Consider the following 19248-nt stretch of genomic DNA (forward strand, 5'->3'; position numbering starts at 1 on the left):
GTCTTTGAGAAGCCGGAAGAGCGGGCCTGGCTGGAGTCGCTTTTGCACCCTGTGATTCGTGAAGAATTGGTTCGGCAGTTGCACCCGCAACACTATCAGCTTCCCTACGTACTCCTGGTTTCCCCACTTCTGCTCGAAACGGACCAGCATGAGCTGGTCGACCGTATTGTGGTGATCGACGTTCCCAGAGAAACCCAGATTGAGCGCACCATGGCCCGGGACACCAATTCCCGTGAGCAGGTTGAGCGGATTATTGCGGCGCAGATGTCCCGTGAAGATCGGCTGGCGCGGGCCGACGAGGTGATTGATAATGATCGGTCCATGGATGATGTAACGCGTCAGGTGCGGGAGCTGCATGAAAGGTTGCTGGTGGACTTTGGCTGACTGGTTTTTCCGCTTTCGTTTTGCAGGTCTTGCGGCTGCACTTTCCCTGACATTCGCTTCCCCGAGCCACAGCATCGAGCCGGTGTTTGAGGTTCGGGAGCGGTCTTTGGCCGAGATTCTTTCTCCGGCCCAGCTTCCGATCGGGTTCTACACCTTTGAGCCGGAGGAGTACTGGGCCGATCCCCGGGATTCCTACTGGCTGAAGTTCAGCAACTGGGTGCTCCGGCAGGAGCGCCTGCACGGGGAAAAGATCCAGTCGGTTGGTCAGTGGGCCGACCGGACCCTGTCCGGCAGTGAGCATAATCTGCCCAACAATGAAAGTTACCTGCGTATCGGCTTTGCCACGGAATCCGAGTATGGAGACCCGGCTCAGTTTGAACCCGAGGCACGTTTTCGTCTTGATATTCCCACCACCGAGCAGAAGCTGCGGCTGGTTATCGAGAGTGAGAGCGAAGACCTGATTCCCCTGGGGGAGCGGCAGAGGGACCGGCAGCTTACCGAGCCGGAGCGCTCAGATACCGAAGCCACGGGCGCCCTTCGCTACCTGACCGAGATTGGCGATGCCATCAATTTCTCCAACGATGTGGGTGTTCGGCTTCGGCTTCCCCCGGATGCCTTCTGGCGGGCGACCGCTGAGAAGCGTTGGCAGCTGGACGACAAATGGATTCTGAACGCCCAGCAGCGTTTCTATTATTTCCACCAGGACGGCTGGGGTGAGCGAACCTGGATTGGCGTGGGCCGACCGGTCGGCGATGGCTGGTACTTCCGGTCGTCTTCGGAACTGGAATGGGTGCACCGGGATAAGGAATTTGTGGCGGGCCAGATATTCAGTATGCGCAAGCGGATGAATAACCGCCTGATCCTGGCCCCCAGGCTTGGCCTGCTGGGGGAGAGCAAGCCTTCGTGGCGGACAACCTCGGCGTTTGCAGATCTCACCTTTCGCTACCGGCTGCACAGTAACTGGCTCTATGCCGAGCTGATTCCGGCGCTGGAATTCCCGCGGGAGGAGAGCTTCAAGGACCGGGCGTCGGTGGTTTTCCGGGTGGAGATGTTCTTCTCCGGCATCATTGAGGATGATCGTTTGTAATGCCCAGACACCTTTCAAAACCTGCGTCAGAAGCCCTCACCCTCACACCCGTTGCCATTACCCGCTCCTGCTTCCGGGACAAGTTCGGTGTACCCCGCCAGCCGGGGCTTACCCGGCATGCCCGGGCCGATCTGATCATCCAGCCGCCCTTTGACCGGGAGGATGCATTCCGGGGCCTGGAGACCGCCAGCCATCTCTGGCTGACGTTTCAGTTCCACGAAGCCGTGCGTGCAGAGTGGCGGCCTGTGGTGCGCCCTCCCCGCCTTGGCGGTAACCGGAAGATGGGTGTATTTGCCAGCCGCTCACCGTTTCGCCCGAATAGCCTTGGCCTGTCGGTGGTTCGCAATGAGGGACTGATCCGCAGGAACGGCGAACTTATCCTCCGCATCAGCGATCACGATCTGATTGAGGGCACACCGATCCTCGATATAAAACCCTACCTGCCTTTTGCCGATTCGGTGCCCGAGGCGACCCTGGGCTGGGCCGATTCGCCGCCAACGGAGAGGCTGGAGGTGGTCTTTCTGGCGGAAGCGGATGCACAGATCCGCCAGCTATGCCCGGAGCGTTATCCGGAACTGCGCCCGCTTATCGTGGATGTGGTGGCTTACGATCCCCGTCCCTCGTTCCGCCGGGGCCGGGAGGAAGAGCGCATTTACGGAGCCCACCTGTACGATCTGAATGTGCGCTTCCGATTCGTGAATGATCATTCACGGAAACGTGTCGAAGTGCTGACGGTCTGTTAAACTGCTTTTGGTGATTTTGTAGTCGACACAGGGAATATGTGCCTTGCCTTCACAGCAGTTGTTCAAGCGATTGGGAATACGGCCATTGGCGGCAAGGTTGCTGGCCTACGTCTTACTGTTTAGTCTTTTTTTGTCTCTGGTGGCCACGGGTGTTCAACTGATCGGCGAGTTCGAGCGCCGGAAGAATGAGCTTCTGAACGATCAGACACGGGCCGCCGAGCTGGTTTCCGGAAGCATGAGCAACAACATCTGGCTGATGAATTTCAGCGAGGTGGCCAACAGCCTGGACGACATGAAGGCAGTGCCCGCCATCCAGTATGGCCGGGTGGTGACCAGCACCGGTGAAACCTTCAGTACCGGCACCTACCCCGAGGGCCGCGTGCTATCCCAGACGTTCCAGCTGGTGTTCGACCGTTCCAGCACCCGCAGCCCGGAAAACGTCGGCACGCTGACGGTGACCTCTTCCATCGACCAGATCTACACCGATCTCCGGAACCGGGCCCTGTTGAACCTGTTGTTTCAGTCAATCGTGGTGATGCTGGGCACCCTGGGGCTGCTGGTGATTGTGCGCCTGACCCTGTCCCGGCACCTGGAATCCATGGCGGACTACGCGGCACGACTGAACCTCGACGCCCTGGTAGACCCGCTGAAACTGAAGCGCACCCCCCCGAAAACCCCGGACGAACTCTCGGAACTGGAGCAGGCCCTGAACAAGATGCGCCTGCAGATCCTGGAGGATACCCGTTCCCTGCGCCAGACCACGATCCAGTCCCAGGGTGAGCGGGACGAGGCGGTGCGGGCTAACCATGCCAAGAATCAGTTCCTGGCCAACGTCAGCCATGAACTGCGCATCCCGCTCCAGTCGGTACTGGGCTACGCCAACCTGCTGACGGATACGCCACTGGATCAGGACCAGCGGGAGTACGTCCACACGCTTCTCAGTGCCTCCGAGAGTCTCTCCGCCATCATTAACGATCTGCTGGATATCTCCAGCATGGAAGCCGGCAAGCTGGTACTCGATGACATTCCCTTCGATCTTCGGGAAACCCTGAACGATCTTGTGCACATGCTCGGCTCCCGGGCCCGGGAGAAAGGCCTGGCCTTGGAGCTTCGGATCGATGAGAACCTGCCCTGGGCCCTGAAGGGCGACCCGGTACGGATTCGCCAGATCCTGCTGAACCTCACCTCCAACGCCATCAAATTCACGGATTCCGGCCATGTACTGATCAGCATTGAGGTTCTGGGCCGCCGGGATGACAAGGCCCGGCTTCGCATTGCCGTGGAAGACACCGGCGTGGGGATCAACCCCGAGGATGTGCCCCTGGTTTACGAGCCCTATGTGCAGCTCGGCCAGCAATTCCAGCGCCAGTTACCCGGTGCCGGCCTGGGCCTGACCATTTGCCGGCAACTTGTTGCTCTGATGGATGGCTCCATGGATCTGGAGAGCCGCCCCGGCGAGGGCTCCACCTTCTGGATGGAGCTGACGCTGCCGGTGGCCCCGGAAAACGCCGCCCGGGTACGGCCGGATACCCGGATGGTCAGGAACAGCCGGATTCTGGTGGTGGATTCCTACGAGCTGTCCCGCAAGATTACCCTGGAAATGCTGTCCCGACATGACGTTCATATTGAGGCAGTGAAGTCCGCCGGCGAAGCCCTGACCACCCTGCGCACGGCATTCGACGGCCAGCAGCCGTTCGACGCGATTATCCTGGACGGCTTTGTGCCCGACATGGACAGCGATCTACTGTGCCGGCAGATTCGCAGCAATCCGCTCTGGGCCGATATGCGCCTGCTGATTCTCTCTTCCAATCCCCAGCGGGGCGATGCCGAGCATTTCCGCCAGGCCGGGGCCGATGCGTTCCTGAGCAAATCCCTCCGGGAGTCCTGCCTGACCCCCATTCTTAACCAGTTGTTTGCCGATGCCGCCAAAGACGATCGGCGCTTCCTGACCCGGTTTTCCCTGCAGGCGGTGACCGACACCGCCCGGCGCCGTGAAGTCCCCTGTGGCCGGATGAAGGTGCTGCTGGTGGAAGACAACCCGGTCAACCGCACCCTCACGCGCCGGCTTCTGGAAAAGCTCGGCTGCGATGTGATGACCGCCAACGACGGCGAGGCCGCCTCCAGCCTGTGGCAGTGGCACCCCTTCGATCTGGTGTTCATGGATTGTGTGATGCCCCGGGTGGACGGTTTTGAGGCTACCCGCCGCCTGCGTGAGTGGGAGAAAACCCATAACCGCGCTCGGATCCCTGTGGTCGCCCTGACCGCCAGTGCCATGGAAGAAGACGAGGAACGCTGCCGTCGGTGTGGCATGGATTCTTTCGTTGCCAAGCCTGTCAATATTGAAATGCTGCGGGCAGTACTGGAACAATACTGTCAGGCGTCTGCTGCTTCCTGAGATTGCTGCGCAGACATCCAGACACGTTTCCAAGACCCAAAGGCAACCATGAACGTTGAATGCCCAACCTGTAAAAAGTCCGTGGAGTGGACCGAGACCAACCCCTGGCGACCTTTCTGTTCGGAACGCTGCAAGCTGATTGACCTGGGGGCCTGGGCCAACGAGGAATACCGGGTACCCGCAGAGAACGTATCACCGGAGGATCTGGACCAGGGTGGCGAAACCACCCGGCACTGAACCTGTAAGCCGGAAGTTAACGGGGACTTACCGCCATTTAAGTTGAGTGGTTTCAGGCGCCCCGTTACCATATCGCCCCATTAATGAATAACATAGCGAAGGTGCACATATGAAAGCGTCCCGGATTTCCCTGATGATCTTCTCCCTGGCTGCCGCCCCTGCCTTTGCAGGTGACGTTGACCTGAGCCTTACCAACGATTCGGTGAAGGGCCAGGTGAATTTCTTCGGCACCAACAATGATCTCCAGCTTGGCACTGGCTACACCTACCACGAAGGTGGCAGGGATATTTTCAACGTCGATTTCCACGCCCAGGGCCGTACTGCGATCGGCAATCTGCCCACCACAGCCGGCATTGGCATGCGCGGCATTGTCTGGGATCAGAGCCGCGCTGATGGTGGTGCCGTTGGCCTTGGCGGCTTTGCCACGGTCAATATTCCGGATGTTCCGGGCCTGTCGTTCACCGGTGGTCTGCATTACGCACCCAGCATTCTGTCCTTCGGCGACTCCGATGACATGACCAGCCTGGAGCTGCGTGGCAGCTACCGGGTGATTCGTAATGCCGAGATCTTTGCCGGCTACCGTTACCTGAACACCGATATCGAGAATTCGTCACGGGACGTCAACCTCGATGAGGGCGTTATGGCAGGCATGAAGATTTTCTTCTGATTGCCGGTTTTTCATGAAGCGGGCCCCTGATGAAGGGCCCGTTTCGCCTCTTCCCCAACCTCCCTTTCGTGCTTTTCCTCACGCTTTCCCTAGAATCCGACTGTTAGACTGTTTGCCTGTATTCTCTGCACGGACAGCCAGGCATGCGATTCACTTTCGGTATACTCCTTTCCTCAACTCTGTTGCTCACCGCAGGATGCGGAAGCGGCGAAGACGCCATTGAGGGCGCACGTAACCAGCCCAATGATTTCGCCGGCAACAAGAACCCGGTCGACGATTTCAGTTCCGGCAGCACCGGCGACTCCAGCAACACCGGCGGCCTGGCCACCAACGAGGTCCGGGTGACCATGGAAGTTCCGCAAGGCGTCACCAGCGAGGGCGAACCGACCCGGCGCAACCTGAGAATCGTACAGCCCGACCGGGTGAGCGTTTACTACACCAACCAGGCCCTGGCGGTACTGGATGAACCGGCGATCTCCACCCGTACCGACAGTGAAGGCTTCACCGTTATCGAGTTCACCGAAGGCCTGCCCCTTGGGCCAGACGTCATTATCGATGCCAGTTATGGCAACACCCGCATGCGTGCCCTGGCCGCCGATGCCGACCGGGATGTAAAGGTAAACCCTTTCTCCGAATACCTGGTGCGCAACACCCTCAGCAGTTACACCGCAGGCGAATTCCAGGGCATCATGGAGTGCGTGGAGGACGACGGTGGCGACCTGTGCCTGAACAAATATGTGTGGTCTACTCTCGCCGATCAGGTGCATGACTTCGAAATCGACATTCCGTCCAATGTTGGCCTCGGTGGTGCCCTGGATGTCCTTGCGGATCGCGGGGACTTTGCCGGGTACGTCAGCGCCATGGCCGATTACGCCGTGCTGGATGAGACCTCCTCGGGCAAAATCAGCGCCAGCTCCGCGGACTATAATTCGGTGTTCCTGGGCATTGAGCTGGGGCAGACGTTTCTTGAATCTAACCTGAGCGGTTCCGGACAGTGGGGCATTCGTACCGCACAGGAGGAAGTACTGACGGATGATAACGGCACGGGCTATCTGTACCCCGCCCTTACCCTGACCAGCTTCGATGCGTTCAACATCCGCGTTACCTCCCTGGCCAACGATATTCCCTATGACCGGGAAGCGCTGATTCACCAGGATGGCAATAATTTTTTTGTGCGGGGCTCTGAAACCTGGGAACGTAACACCCACTCCTCCTCTCCCGGGGCCGCCACTCTGTTGGAAGACACTCGCCTGCTGGCTGGCCGCGCCCTGTTCCAGAGCATTACCGGCCGTGGCAGTTCCCGAATCATCGGCTGGACCCGAAACCCTTACTACCTGGATGCCTTCACCAGCGTCCCCGTTGATGACAGCACCGGGCCAGACAGGGTGATCAGCGGGTATTTCAGCGCCGGAAAGGCCATCGAACTGGAGGCTGAGGGTGATCAACTGCGGCGGCTCAGCACACTGGAGGACCAGTATCTGTCGGTCCTGGAGGTCAATCTTCTGCGAAAGGAGGGTTTCGACGCCGATAGTCTCAATGGTCGCGATTACAACATGCTGTATCTGGCAACCCGCTTCAGCCAGGCAGCAACACCCCTGGCGATTGAGGCGGGCCTTGGCCAGTGGCAAATCGATGGCGGCACGGTCAACCAGTCCCAGGGCTTCACGGCGCTCCAGCGCGACAACACCGGGGCTGTGTCTGTCGACCCCACTGGCTCCCGGACGGAATCCTGGACCCTGAGCAACCGAACCTCACGCCTCAGCAGGGGCGATGTGGATATTGGCCGGCTGAACCTGGACATCACCACCGCCTCCGGGAATTTTGCCCAACCGGATCTCGGCATTGGCGCCAGCACACCGGACGGTACCCTGATGGCGTTTAATCTGGACGACAGCCCTCTGGGCGACGGTCTACTGATTGCCGCTGAACAAACCGCCAACAGCGCCCCTGACAGCGGGCAGTTCCGGCTCCAGGGCGTTGCCCTGGCACTGACGTCGGACACCAACCGTCTCCGGCATTTCGACAACGCTCTGCTGACGATCGACTCCGCCAGTGCGGCGACACTGTCGCCAATCTCGCTAACCAGCACCCACTCGGTAAACAACGAAACGGTGACAAAACCGGCCCTGCAAAACCTTCCGGACATCACCCTGAGTTACAGCCAGCCGGGCGATGGCCGGGTGCAGTTCAGCGCCGGTAACCTGGTACTCGAGGGCTTTCACACTGCCAGCCAGGACCAGTTCTACCTGAGGTTCAGAACCACGGAAGGAGACGAGGAACAGATCGGCCTGGTGATCGCCACCCGCCTGCCCTGAACCCGCAGGCGAACGGCGGTAAAAACCCAACGGGCAGACGCTCTCGTATAACCTGTTATAATCCTTGCCATATCGACTTTGACGAGAGGTTTTATGTCTGTAGGTAAACGGGCGATCTTGCTGATGGTTCCCTTGATTGCATTTGCGATCGGGGGCGGGTTGTATTCGCCGGAGGCGAGTGTCGACCAGCGCGGCTCCGACAACAGTGGTTCCGAGCCTGCGTTATCATCACTTCCCCCGTTGCCAACCTGGGCCAACGATGACCTGCCGGATTTCTCGCAGTACCAGGACACCACCGAGAAGAAGGCTGCATTTTTTTCCTTTCTTTACCCCAGGATAGTCCTGGCCAATTCCCGGATTCTGATTGAGCGCGACTATCTGGACAGCCTGGCCGAAAAGGATACCCTCACCAGCAAGGAATATAACTGGCTGGCCCAGCAATCCGAGCGGTTAAGGGTTGATGCAGAGCCCGGCAGTGACGAGCAGTTTGCCCTGCTTCGCAAGCGCCTCGATGTCATTCCGCCATCTCTTATCCTGGCTCAGGCCGCCAACGAATCCGCCTGGGGCACCTCCCGCTTTGCGACCAGGGGCAATAACCTGTTCGGCCAGTGGTGTTTTTCCGAAGGCTGCGGGCTGGTTCCCCTGGGTCGCGCCGAGGGTGCCAGCCATGAAGTGGCGAAGTTCTCCTCGCCCTACCGCTCTGTTCGGGCCTACATCCAGAACCTGAACCGCCACCCCACCTACCAGCTGCTGCGGGACGTTCGGCTTAAAGACCGTCGCGACAATGTGCCTTTGTCGGGCCTGGAGCTGGCGGAAGGCCTGCTCGGCTATTCCGAACGGGGCGAAGAATATATAAAAGAGATCCGGGCAATGATTCATTACAACAACCTGGAATTCTACGACGACGATTTCCGCAGTGTGGTCCGTAATCTGGAACCCGGCAGCCTTGAGCAACTGGCCTCAACGGAAGCCGAAACACGGTTGTTGCCCCGCCAGTCATCGGTTAACAGTAATCCGGCTGAAGGTTAGAGACGCTTTCCCATGCTTCATTTTCTCCCCGCGCCGCTGAAGGGCACTTTGGCGGCTCTGCTCATCCTGTGTAACACACTGGTGCTGTTTCCCGTTCTTCTGCTCTTCGCCCTGCTCAAGCTGGTGCTGCCCATTACCGCTGTCCGCAAGGGCTGCACGGTGGTTTTGAACAACATCGCCTGGGTGTGGATCGGCTTTAACAACCTGCTGATGGATCTCCTGCACAAGGTTACCTGGGATGTGCGGGGCGCCGGCAACCTCAGCCGGGAGCACTGGTATTTTGTAACCTGCAACCACCAGAGCTGGGCGGATATCCCGGCCATTCAGTATGTGCTGAACAGCCGCATTCCCTTGCTGAAATTCTTCCTGAAGAAACAGCTGATCTGGGTGCCGTTTCTGGGCATTGCCTGGTGGGCTCTGGATTTTCCCTTTATGCACCGCCACACCAAGGAACAGATCGCCAAACGGCCGGAGCTGAAGGGCAAGGATGTGGCCGCCACCCAGGCCGCGTGCGAGAAGTTCCGCTACACCCCGGTGACCATCTTCAACTTCATGGAAGGCACACGGTTTACACCGGAAAAACACGACCGGCAGAACTCACCCTATCGGCACCTGTTGAAGCCGAGGGCGGGCGGCACCGCGTTTGTGCTGGGGGCCATGGGCGAGATGATCCATACCATGCTGGATGTCACTATCGTGTATCCGGAGGGGCGTGCGGGCTTCTGGGATTACCTGTGCGGCCGGATCCGCCGGATTATTATTGATATCCGCGTGCGCGAGATTCCCGGGGAGTTCCTGGGCATGGACTACGAAAACCACCGGGAAACCCGGGTGGCGTTTCAGCGCTGGGTGAGTGAGATCTGGGCGGAGAAAGACCGGCGAATTGAGGAGCTTAAAGCAGCCCCAGCTCCCGGGCCCGGACAATAGCCTGAGTACGGGATTTCACTTCCAGCTTGGCGTTGATGCGCCGGGCGTGGGTTTTTACCGTATGCAGGGAAATGTGCAGCTTGTCGGCAATTTCCTGGTTTGACAGGCCTTTCGCAATAAGCTCGAGTACGCCCTGCTCCCGCTCGCTGATGGGTTCGGCCAGGGCGTCAGCGCCACCGGCGACTTCCTGCAACCCGAACAGCTCACCCAGGGCTTCCTTGAACCTGCTCTCCGGCAGCTGACCAAAGCCTTTCGCCATCAGATCCTGCAATTCACTCCGCAGCTCCCTGAACGGGCTGATGAAGTGTTCGGCGGCGGCTTCGGTTACGACGGCAGACAGAATCTTCTGGGCAACGACAGGTCCCTTTTCATCCAGAACAATCACAGACTCCAGAAGCCGCATATGCAACTCGACGCCCCAGGGAATTGCCCCCTGGTATCGCTCACGGATTCCCTGAAGGGTTTCCCGGGCCCGGATCAGATCACCCCGGGCCAGATCCACCCGCACCTGCAGGCAGTCGAGCAGTCCGGGCATCATGGGGAATAGCTCAGGCACACAACCGGCTTCCCGGTAGGGTGCCAGCTTGCGAACCGCCTGATCGGCACTGTCGATCTGATTCTGGGCCAGCCAACAATTAGCTTTGAGCGCTTCAAGCACCGGCACAAAGAGCGACTCATCGACCTGCCATGAATGCATCGTGCGTTCGGCCCGGCCTATCCAGACAAACGCATCTTCGAGCCGGCCCTGGGCCCGGCACATCAGCACCCGAATGGTCATGGCCAGCAACAAACCAAGATCCCGGGTCTGTTCTGCATGTCGCCCGCAGGTAACGAGAAGGCGATCGGCTTCTGCTTCCCTACCCTGATGCCACAACACCAGCACGAGATTCAGTTGCAGGCGAGTCTCTCCTATGCGAGCGGGACGGGCCAACTCCTGCATGGCGGTATCCAGGCCTGTCCGTAACAGTTGTTCTGCGTGCTTTAGCGCGCCTTTGCCCAGCTCGATCCGGGCGTGGGCATAGACCGCCAGGGCTTCGGAGCCGGAATCGCCAGCTTCGCGGGCGAGTCTCGAGGCCGCGCGATTTGCTTCCCGTGCTTCCTGGAAACGCCCCGCAGCACACAAGGCACTGGAGCGCACCATCTGGGTCACCAGTTGGCCCTGGGTGCTGAGCTCCCCTTCGGCCAGGGCCCTGTCCGCCATTTCCAAGGCTGCGCCGACACTGCCCTCGCCCCGCAGGATAAACGCTTTCAGGGCACAGATGCGCGCGGCCTGTTCCTGACGGTCAGGCTCAGGCAGGCCATCAATCAGCGCCCTCGCCTGTCGGAACTGCCCGCCAATGGCATGCACCCAGCTATACACAATCCTCAGCCGCACACTCCGTTCCAGCAGTTGTGCCGGCAGGCTTTTACGAAGGCGAAGGAGCGAGGCTGTGTCCTGCCCAAGCAGCAAGGCCTCGGAGCCTTCCGAGGCAATCCGGATAACTTCCTCTGCATCGCCGGCCAGCAGTGCGTACTTGAGGGCTTCCGGGAACTGGTCCCGAACACCGAACCATCGGCTCGCCTGGAGCATTCGCTCGGCATAGCCTGCCATTACCGGTGATTTCAGCCATTCCTGCAACAGCGGATTGAGCCGGTACCAGCGACCGCGGCCCGGCATTGATTTCAAAGGAAGGCCTCGCTCCAGGGCCTGGGAGGGAACAAACCCCGTTTCCGGCAGAAGAGGCTCAAGTGCCAGGAACAGCTCGTCTGAGCACAGTTCAAGCTCGGCGATGCCACGCATTGAACGCATCTGGCCCGGTGTCAGGTTGCCAAGAACGGATTCCTTGAGGAATCGCTCAACACTGGGGGTTTCCTGAATCGGCTTTCTCTCAATGTTCTGGTAGACCTCGCGGCGGTACAGCGCCAACGGAGTCGCCCAGCCTTCAGTCATGTCATGCAGGTTGTCGACAGCAACACTGGTAAGCTCGCTGTTTTCCGTGGCCGGCCGGAAGAATTCGAAGGTTTCCGAACGGGAGAACTCCAGGGACTCGGAGCCGATGCGGGTAAACCGGTTCTCCAGCTCAAGGCTGTGGGTTTCGAAAGGCAACCCCTTGCGGGAAATCAGGACGATGGAAGAGCCAGCCGGAAAATCCGTAACCAGTTGCTGAAGCAGTTCCACAACGGCCGGATTGCTGAGGTTCTGAAGATTGTCCAGCACCAGCACTTTGGGCTGTCCGGATGCTTTGCGTGCCAATGCCACCTGCATCATCGACAGGGTATCCGAGAAGGTGGCGCCACTCTGGAGACCCTGTTCCGGGGTTTCTGGCAGATCCAGGGCAATCGCAAGCAGGGTCAGAAAGCGGGAGGGCGCGTTGTCCTGGCTGTTCAGTGCAACCCAGCGGATCTCTTCGCTGGCCATCTCCGCGCGGGTCAGTGCGCTGACCACCGCGTGGGACTTGCCGTAGCCGCAGGGCGCTTCGATAAAAAGAACGCTTCTTGAGGTCAGAGCTTCGGAAATCCTGGCATCCAGTTTGGGCCGGGCGAGAGAGTCCGATGGAATTGGGGGAATATGAACCCGTTGTCGGAGCAGGTCCCTGACCAACTCACCCCGCTGAAGACCACTGTTCGCTGACTGAAATTCGTCGTTGGCTGCACAGCCATCATTGAATGGTTTCACGCACTGCCCCATTTTACTCCGGCACCAACTGCCCTGCACCGCCGGAAAAGTGGATCTCGCTAATTTTTGAGTGGCGACCGGCATCGGGTACGCCTTTAGTATGATAGGAAGGTTAAACCAATTGAGGGGTAGGCTGCAAAATTTTGACGTAAAAGGATTTTATCGTGTGTTAAAAAAACGGCGGGCCCGAGGGCCCGCCGTTTTTCAAGTCTGCAGAGCAGCGCTTACCGGGTACCGGCGCGGCGCAGTGCCGCCGGCGTGTAATCCCTGGAGTGACGCTGAACACCAAACTCATACGGGTTGCTTTCTTCGTTGGTCAGACCAAGCGCCAGGTAACGGCCAGAGAGCAGGTCGTACAGGGTCTCGATGGCGTACCAGGGCACATCCTGATCGTAGAACTGCATGTTGTGGGCTTCCGCAACACGCCAGAGCTCGCCACGACCGTCGTAGTGGTCGATAACAGATGCCTGCCAGGAGTCTTCATCAATGTAGAAGTCACGCTGGGCATAGATGTGACGGGCGCCTTCCTTCAGGGTTGCCCGAACATGCCATACACGGTGCAGCTCATAGCGGGTGTATTCCTGGTTGATATGACCGGCCTTGATAATCTGGTCATAACTCAGGCTACGATCGGTCAGCTTGTAGGAGTTGTACGGAATGTACATTTCCTTCTTGCCCACCAGTTCCCAGTTGTAACGGTCCGGTGCACCGTTGAACATGTCGAAGTTATCCGAGGTACGCATACCGTCAGACGCGGTACCCGGTCCGTCGTAAGCAACCTGGGGAGCACGGCGTACACGACGCTGACCGGCGTTGTATACCCACGCCCGACGCGGCTCTGCTACCTGGTCAATGGTTTCGTGAACCAGCAGTACGTTACCCGCCAGACGGGCCGGTGCAGTGATGGCCTGCTTGAAGTAGAACAGCACGTTTTCGTCTTCATTCGGGCTGTAGTCCTGCAGGTACGTACGCCAGGTCAGCTCGTCCTGGAATTTCACGACCGAGTAGGCGCCGCCTTCCGTCGGAGTCACCTGACCAACGTTCCGCTGCACCGAACCACCGCGATAACGGGTGATGTGGTTCCAGATCGCTTCCAGGCCGTTCTGAGGAATCGGGAACGGTGTGGCGGACTGATAGTTGCCCAGTCCGTTACCGTCCTTGATCAGCTCAACCGTGGTTGCGTTCTCGACGGTCTCATCCATGACCTCCTGAGGGTAAGCGGCGGTACGGTGGGTTTCGTACACCGGCATGAAGTAGTTGTCGTAGCGCTCGATCATGGCAACCTGGCCCGGAGAGAGCTTGTCTTTATACTGCTCGACGTTGCTCTGATCGATGGTGAACTTTGGCTGCTCGTCAGCGAAGGGGTTCACATAGATGCCGTCATTGTTGTAGCCAGCGGGAGGCGTTGTCATGCCGCCTGTCCAGGCTGGGATATCGCCACCGTTGCCCGCTTTTTCTGCACCCATCGGTGTCAGCGAATCGCCCAGCTTGGCCGCTTCTTCAGCAGAAACCGCACCCCAGGCCTGGCCGGCAAACATGCTCGCTGCCAGAACGCCTGTGGCCAGTAGTTTCTTGTTCAGTTTCATTTAAATTCCCTCGTTCAACGAATTCTTTCCGGGTTCAGAATGAGTATGAAACGCTCGCACTCACGAAATCGCGGTCAGTCAACTCGTTATACGGCTTGCCGCCGAAAAAGTTTGTGTAACCGATGTTACCGGTAATGCTGTTCTGGTATACCGCTTCCAGGGACAAGCCGATAGCTTTGCTGCCTTCGTTAAATGCACCACCCGGCTGCGGGCTGTAGCCCTTGACATCGTGACTCCAGGCCAGCTGCGGTGACAGGTTGATACCGGCCAGGGCGTTCGGGTAATCCCAGACCAGACGGGAACGGTAACCCCAGGAGAAGTCCGTTGTGAAGCCGTCGTTTTTACAATTCGTGGGGTTGTTGTTGAGCGCAAGCTCGCATGCCCCTCCAGGAAGTGGTCCGATTCCAAAAGTCCCGGATCGACCATAACGAGCCTCATCTAGACCCGGCAAATCGTGTACATAAGTGGCACCGAATTCAGTAATCAAAGACATTCTGCTTGCGCCCATTACCTGATCAAAGAACTTGATCAGCGTAAACTGAGCCTGCGATACATTGAATCGATCGTATCCGGAAACTGCTTGGCCCGACAAATCCGCTCCACCAGCCTCTGCTTCACGCTGGGCCTGAAGAAGACTTGCTGGATCGCCGGTAATAGGATTGGGTAACTGAAGGCCGCCGTAGATCAACTCAAATGCGTTCCACTGCAGAGGCACGTTGTCTCGGAAGCTGTATTCCGCACCCAAGGACCAGCCGCCGGGGGTCGTGGTATTGATACTGATCCCGTAAAGATTGATGTTTTCTGGATACTCAATAAAGTACTGCGGGAAGTCCAGGTTGGCCAGACCATCCCCATTCGGACTGTTATTTACAATGCCACTTACATAAGGCAGACGGCTATTGTACTTAATATAGTAAAAGCCCAGTTCCGAATCATTGAGCTGAGGCACATACCAGCGGACAGCCATACCGAACTGGTCCTTGGAATCAGCTTCCCGATCCCCCGCTCGGGCAATTTTAAAGCCGCCGAGTTGCGCATCGAGCTGCTGACTCTCAAATTCGCTCAATGTGCCTTGCGGCCACACCGGTCCACACCCGTCGGCCGCGAAATCATTCGTGGAGAAGAAAGTACCGCAGTCATCCGGGCGGATAGGTTCCCAATCGGCCTGCACAAAGGTCTCAACGGTGACGTTCTCGGTAATACCGGCGGACATGTAGAACATTTCCACCGGCAGCAAGGCGTCTTTCAGTTCAGAGCCTGGTGCCCGGAAAGCGGGAACGTCTACCGGGTTGATGACGTTGATACCGCCGGGAATGAACGTGCTCTCACCCCAGCTAACAACTTGTTTCCCGTAACGGAGACTGACGGGGATATCACCAAAATACCAGTCAGAAAAAATGTAGGCGTCGAGTATTTCCCCGCCAGATGCGTTGGCTAACGCCTTTTCATTCAGCGGACGGCTTCGGCCATTATCATCTGTGGCACGAGCCTCGTCTTTCAACTCGAAATCATACCAATAACGGCCCCGCAACAATCCACCTACCCGAGTAAGGTAAGGGTTATCCACGTAGTAATTCAGATACAGCTCGCTGTTACCCTTAACGATTTTCGAGTACGTATCACCTTTGTCGAAGTTAAGGTTGCCGTCGTCATAGTTGTTGGTCGATGCACCAACCGTATTGGGAAGATTGGCGGATTGGTCCAGGTTACCTTGCGCGATGAGACGAGTGTCTCGGTCCTCAAGCCGCCAACCGGCACCCGCGGACAGGGTGGTGTTGAACTGGGCTTCCACATCTCCCACATAGAAAGAATAGGCGGCTGCCTGACCGGACATGCCGGCTGCAACTGCCACGGCCAGCGGTAATTTGGTCCAACGCTGCCATTGATGTGTTTTTCTTGTCATTGGAAGGCTACTCCATTGTTGTTCTGAGTCGCTGCTCTGATTATTGGTGTTCACGATGTATTGGAGGCTTCATGCACAGTGCTCGTGATGTTGGCACTATAGCTAACGCCTTCGGGCGCTTTGATCAGTCAAAAGTATGATTTTGCTCTCACACCTCTATTACCGCCGCTTGCTGCCGGGTTTCGTCGCACAGAATCACTATAGACAACAAATTTGGATGCAACCACTTTGGTTTTGGTGGTTTTTCTGGCTTTCTTGATGTTTTCAACTTGGGTGAAAGCACTGCCGCCGGGGTGGGGCTTCCGGGAACCGCTACGAGCACATCCATGTGCGCTTGACGTCGGCCATCCATGGCCGCCGACATTCCCGGAAGCCCCACCCCGGCGTCAGCGCCCATAGTTCGGATGTAATCTGCGACTCTGATGTCGCCAAATTCGAGACAAAACAAACCTTCGATACCAGTGCGTCGAAAAGCTTTCTCACATTTCCGAGAGCAAGGGGCGGTCGCCTTTCTGAAACTGTCGGCAGCAGGGATGCTGCCGTCAAGCCTACAGGGATGTATTTACGGCGTGTTTCAGAAAGGCGACCGCCCCTTGCCCAACAACCTGAGCTAAAGAGCTATCCAGGCTTCCTGCTTAGAGCATCTCGATAGCCATTGCCGTGGCTTCACCACCACCAATGCAGAGTGCAGCGATACCTTTCTTTTTGCCGTAACGCTGAAGGGCGTACATAAGGGTTACCAGCAGGCGGGAGCCGGTGGAGCCGACGGGGTGACCCTGGGCGCAGGCGCCGCCGTGGATGTTGACTTTTTCCGGGTCCAGGCCGAGTTCGCGGATGGGCATCATGGCGACCATGGCGAAGGCTTCGTTGATTTCGAAGAGGTCCACGTCGTCTTTGTTCCAGCCGGTTTTACCGAACAGGGTTTCGATGGCGCCAACCGGGGCGCAGGTGAATTCGGAGGGATGCTGGGACTGGGTGCTGTGACCGACGATGCGGGCCAGGGGTTTGAGGCCTCGTTTTTCGGCTTCGGATTCCCGCATCAACAGCAGCGCGGAGGCGCCGTCGGAGATGGAGGACGCGTTCGCAGCTGTGACGGTGCCGTCTTTGGCAAACGCCGGGCGCAGGCTCGGGATTTTCTCGATGTTGGCGTTATGGGGCTGCTCGTCGTCCTCGACGACCACCTCGCCTTTCCGGGTCTTGACGGTAACCGGGATAATTTCGTCTTTCAGCAGGCCCTCTTCAATGGCTTTCTTGGCCCGCGTGAGAGAAGTGATGGCGTATTCGTCCATTTCTTCCCGGGTATAGCCTTTCTTGTCGGCCATTTCCTGGGCGAAGGCGCCCATCAGCCGACCGGTTTCGGCGTCTTCAAGTCCGTCGAGGAACATGTGATCCTGGGGCGCCTGTCCCGGCCCCATGCGGTAACCGCTACGCACGCCTTGCAGGATATAGGGGGCATTGGACATGCTTTCCATGCCACCGGCGACCATGATGTCGTTGCTGCCGGCTTTGATGAGGTCGTGGGCGAACATGGCGGCTTTCATACCGGAGCCGCAGAGTTTGTTGATGGTGGTGGCGCCGGTGTTATCCGGCAATCCAGCCTTGCGCATGGCCTGGCGGGCCGGGCCCTGCTTGAGGCCGGCAGGCAGTACGTTGCCCATGATAACCTCCTGCACATCCGCAGGCTGAAGACCGGCGCGCTTCACGGCCTCGGCGATGGTGATGGCGCCCAGGTCGGTGGCGTTGACGCTTGCCAGGCTGCCCTGGAATCCGCCCATGGGGGTGCGGACACCGCTTACGATTACTACGTTGTCTGTGCTCATTTCTGAATCTCTCTGTTGGTTGTCTTGGTAGGTTTTTGTCGGATTACGCTTCGCTAATCCGACCTACTCTTGGGTGTTTTCTTTCCAGTTGGGTTTGTCGGATTACGCTTCGCTAATCCGACCTACTCTTGGGTGGTTTCTTTCCCAGTGGGTTTGTCGGGTTACGCTTTGCTAACCCGACCTACGGGGTCTCGCTTCAGGTAGGTCGGATTAGCGAAGCGTAATCCGACGCGACTTATGGTTTATGCGGCGCTTCAAGGTATTCCCTGGACTGCATTTCGAGCAGACGGGATTCGGTGCGCTCGAATTCAAAACTCAGGCGACCGCCTGTATAGAGTTCGGTAATGGGCGCCGCTGCGGAGATGATGACTTTGACGTTACGGTCGTAAAATTCATCGATCATGTTGATGAACCGGCGGGCCTGGTCGTCTTTCTCTTTGCCCAGTACCGGCACATTGCTGACGATGATGGCGTGGAACTGCCGGGCCATTTCGATGTAATCATTCTGGCTGCGGGGGCCATCGCACACGTCTTTGAAATCAAACCAGACAACGTCATCCGCATGGGCCTGAGCCGGGATCTTGCGGCCGTTGATTTCCATGGTTTTACTGTGTTTTCCCGCTTCAACCGCCAGGGCATCAAAGCTCTTGCGAAGGCTGACGTCCGCTTCCTCATCCAGTGGCGAGTGGAACAGCTCGGCTTGCTCCAGGGTCCGAAGCCGGTAGTCCACGCCTCCATCCACGTTGACCACATCGGTGTGCTTTTTAACCAGCTCAATAGCCGGCAGGAACCGTGCGCGCTGAAGGCCATCCTTATACAGGCCATCCGGGACAATGTTGGAGGTGCACACCAGGGTAACCCCCCGGCTGAACAGGCCGTCCATCAGGGTGGCGAGGATCATGGCATCGCCGATGTCCGACACGAAAAATTCGTCAAAGCAGATGACCCTGGTTTCATCAGCAAACTTTTTGGAGACCAGCTCCAGGGGATTTTTCTCGCCCTTGAGGGATTTGAGTTCGCTGTGGACCCGCTGCATGAAGCGGTGAAAGTGGACCCGCATCTTGCGATCAAAGGGCAGCGATTCGTAAAAGGTATCCATCAGGTAGGTTTTTCCACGACCTACCCCACCCCAGAAATACAGGCCCTTGACCGGCTCTTCCTTGCCTTTCTTGAGCTTGCGGAAAAGTTTGGCCTTGGGCTTGCTGCGATCCCTTTCGGCTTCCACCAGTTTGTCGTACAGTGACTGAAGGCGCTTGACGGCATCTTCCTGGGCCGGGTCCTTCTGGAAATCCGGGCGTTCAAGATCCTTCTGGTAACGTTGCCAAGGGGTCATGGTCGCACTGGTTTCGGAGGACATCGCAGCTGTCATCAAGGTATTCCCGGAAGTTGGTCGTAAATTTGGGCGCCGTATTGTCTCGCATTTGGCGATTTTTCGCCACGTTGGGCGCCTGGGCAGCAATACGACGATTGGCGCAGGCCACAATCATGGGATGATGGAG

General features: G+C 58.1%; 14 protein-coding genes. 9 read left to right on the forward strand and 5 right to left on the reverse strand.

What is annotated here, in order from left to right:
* From coaE to ACESMK_RS05525, 9 genes are all read left to right on the forward strand, one after another.
* A partial coding sequence (coaE, locus tag ACESMK_RS05485) for a dephospho-CoA kinase (protein WP_372996073.1) occupies positions 1 to 384 on the forward strand: 384 nt, incomplete at its 5' end.
* Positions 377 to 1471, forward strand: a complete 1095-nt coding sequence (locus ACESMK_RS05490) for a hypothetical protein (RefSeq protein ID WP_372996075.1) — start codon at positions 377 to 379, stop codon at positions 1469 to 1471. The genes coaE and ACESMK_RS05490, both read left to right, overlap by 8 nt.
* A complete protein-coding gene (gene tsaA / locus ACESMK_RS05495; RefSeq protein ID WP_372996077.1) occupies positions 1471 to 2214 on the forward strand; it encodes a tRNA (N6-threonylcarbamoyladenosine(37)-N6)-methyltransferase TrmO in 744 nt (247 codons plus the stop codon). Before ACESMK_RS05490 ends, tsaA begins: the two co-directional genes overlap by 1 nt.
* Before the next feature lie 43 nt (positions 2215 to 2257).
* Positions 2258 to 4609 carry a response regulator gene (locus ACESMK_RS05500; RefSeq protein WP_372996079.1) on the forward strand — a complete coding sequence of 784 codons (2352 nt, stop codon included), beginning with the start codon at positions 2258 to 2260 and terminating at the stop codon, positions 4607 to 4609.
* A gap of 48 nt (positions 4610 to 4657) precedes the next feature.
* Positions 4658 to 4846, forward strand: a complete 189-nt coding sequence (yacG, locus tag ACESMK_RS05505; protein WP_372996081.1) for a DNA gyrase inhibitor YacG — start codon at positions 4658 to 4660, stop codon at positions 4844 to 4846.
* Positions 4847 to 4955: 109 nt separating this feature from the next.
* Positions 4956 to 5513 carry a YfaZ family outer membrane protein gene (locus tag ACESMK_RS05510; RefSeq protein ID WP_372996083.1) on the forward strand — a complete coding sequence of 186 codons (558 nt, stop codon included), beginning with the start codon at positions 4956 to 4958 and terminating at the stop codon, positions 5511 to 5513.
* Positions 5514 to 5656: 143 nt separating this feature from the next.
* The gene (locus tag ACESMK_RS05515) at positions 5657 to 7828 is read left to right on the forward strand and encodes a hypothetical protein (protein ID WP_372996085.1); all 2172 of its coding nucleotides are present in this window, start codon (positions 5657 to 5659) and stop codon (positions 7826 to 7828) included.
* Positions 7829 to 7921: 93 nt separating this feature from the next.
* Positions 7922 to 8857 (forward strand): glucosaminidase domain-containing protein, encoded by a 936-nt coding sequence (locus ACESMK_RS05520; RefSeq protein ID WP_372996087.1) that lies wholly within the window; start codon positions 7922 to 7924, stop codon positions 8855 to 8857.
* A 12-nt stretch (positions 8858 to 8869) separates the two neighbouring features.
* Positions 8870 to 9784, forward strand: coding sequence for an acyltransferase (locus tag ACESMK_RS05525; RefSeq protein WP_372996089.1), 915 nt, complete (start codon positions 8870 to 8872; stop codon positions 9782 to 9784).
* Here the strand turns inward: ACESMK_RS05525 and ACESMK_RS05530 are convergent.
* From ACESMK_RS05530 to zapE, 5 genes are all read right to left on the reverse strand, one after another.
* Entirely contained in the window at positions 9750 to 12452 is a 2703-nt protein-coding gene (locus tag ACESMK_RS05530; RefSeq protein ID WP_372996091.1) for a LuxR C-terminal-related transcriptional regulator, read from the reverse strand. The two genes, ACESMK_RS05525 and ACESMK_RS05530, sit on opposite strands and share 35 nt — an antisense overlap.
* A 212-nt stretch (positions 12453 to 12664) precedes the next feature.
* The gene (locus ACESMK_RS05535) at positions 12665 to 14026 is read right to left on the reverse strand and encodes a DUF1329 domain-containing protein (protein WP_372996093.1); all 1362 of its coding nucleotides are present in this window, start codon (positions 14024 to 14026) and stop codon (positions 12665 to 12667) included.
* A 34-nt stretch (positions 14027 to 14060) separates the two neighbouring features.
* Complete coding sequence (locus ACESMK_RS05540) at positions 14061 to 15929, reverse strand: DUF1302 domain-containing protein (protein WP_372996095.1); 1869 nt, start codon at positions 15927 to 15929, stop codon at positions 14061 to 14063.
* Between the two features lie 635 nt (positions 15930 to 16564).
* Entirely contained in the window at positions 16565 to 17749 is a 1185-nt protein-coding gene (locus ACESMK_RS05545; RefSeq protein ID WP_372996097.1) for a thiolase family protein, read from the reverse strand.
* Between the two features lie 235 nt (positions 17750 to 17984).
* Positions 17985 to 19082: a cell division protein ZapE gene (zapE, locus tag ACESMK_RS05550; RefSeq protein WP_372996699.1), complete on the reverse strand. Its 1098-nt coding sequence runs from the start codon at positions 19080 to 19082 to the stop codon at positions 17985 to 17987.
* Positions 19083 to 19248: the final 166 nt, after the last annotated feature.

Source organism: Marinobacter sp., assembly GCF_041687235.1.
In the GTDB taxonomy this organism is placed as follows: Bacteria; Pseudomonadota; Gammaproteobacteria; order Pseudomonadales; family Oleiphilaceae; genus Marinobacter.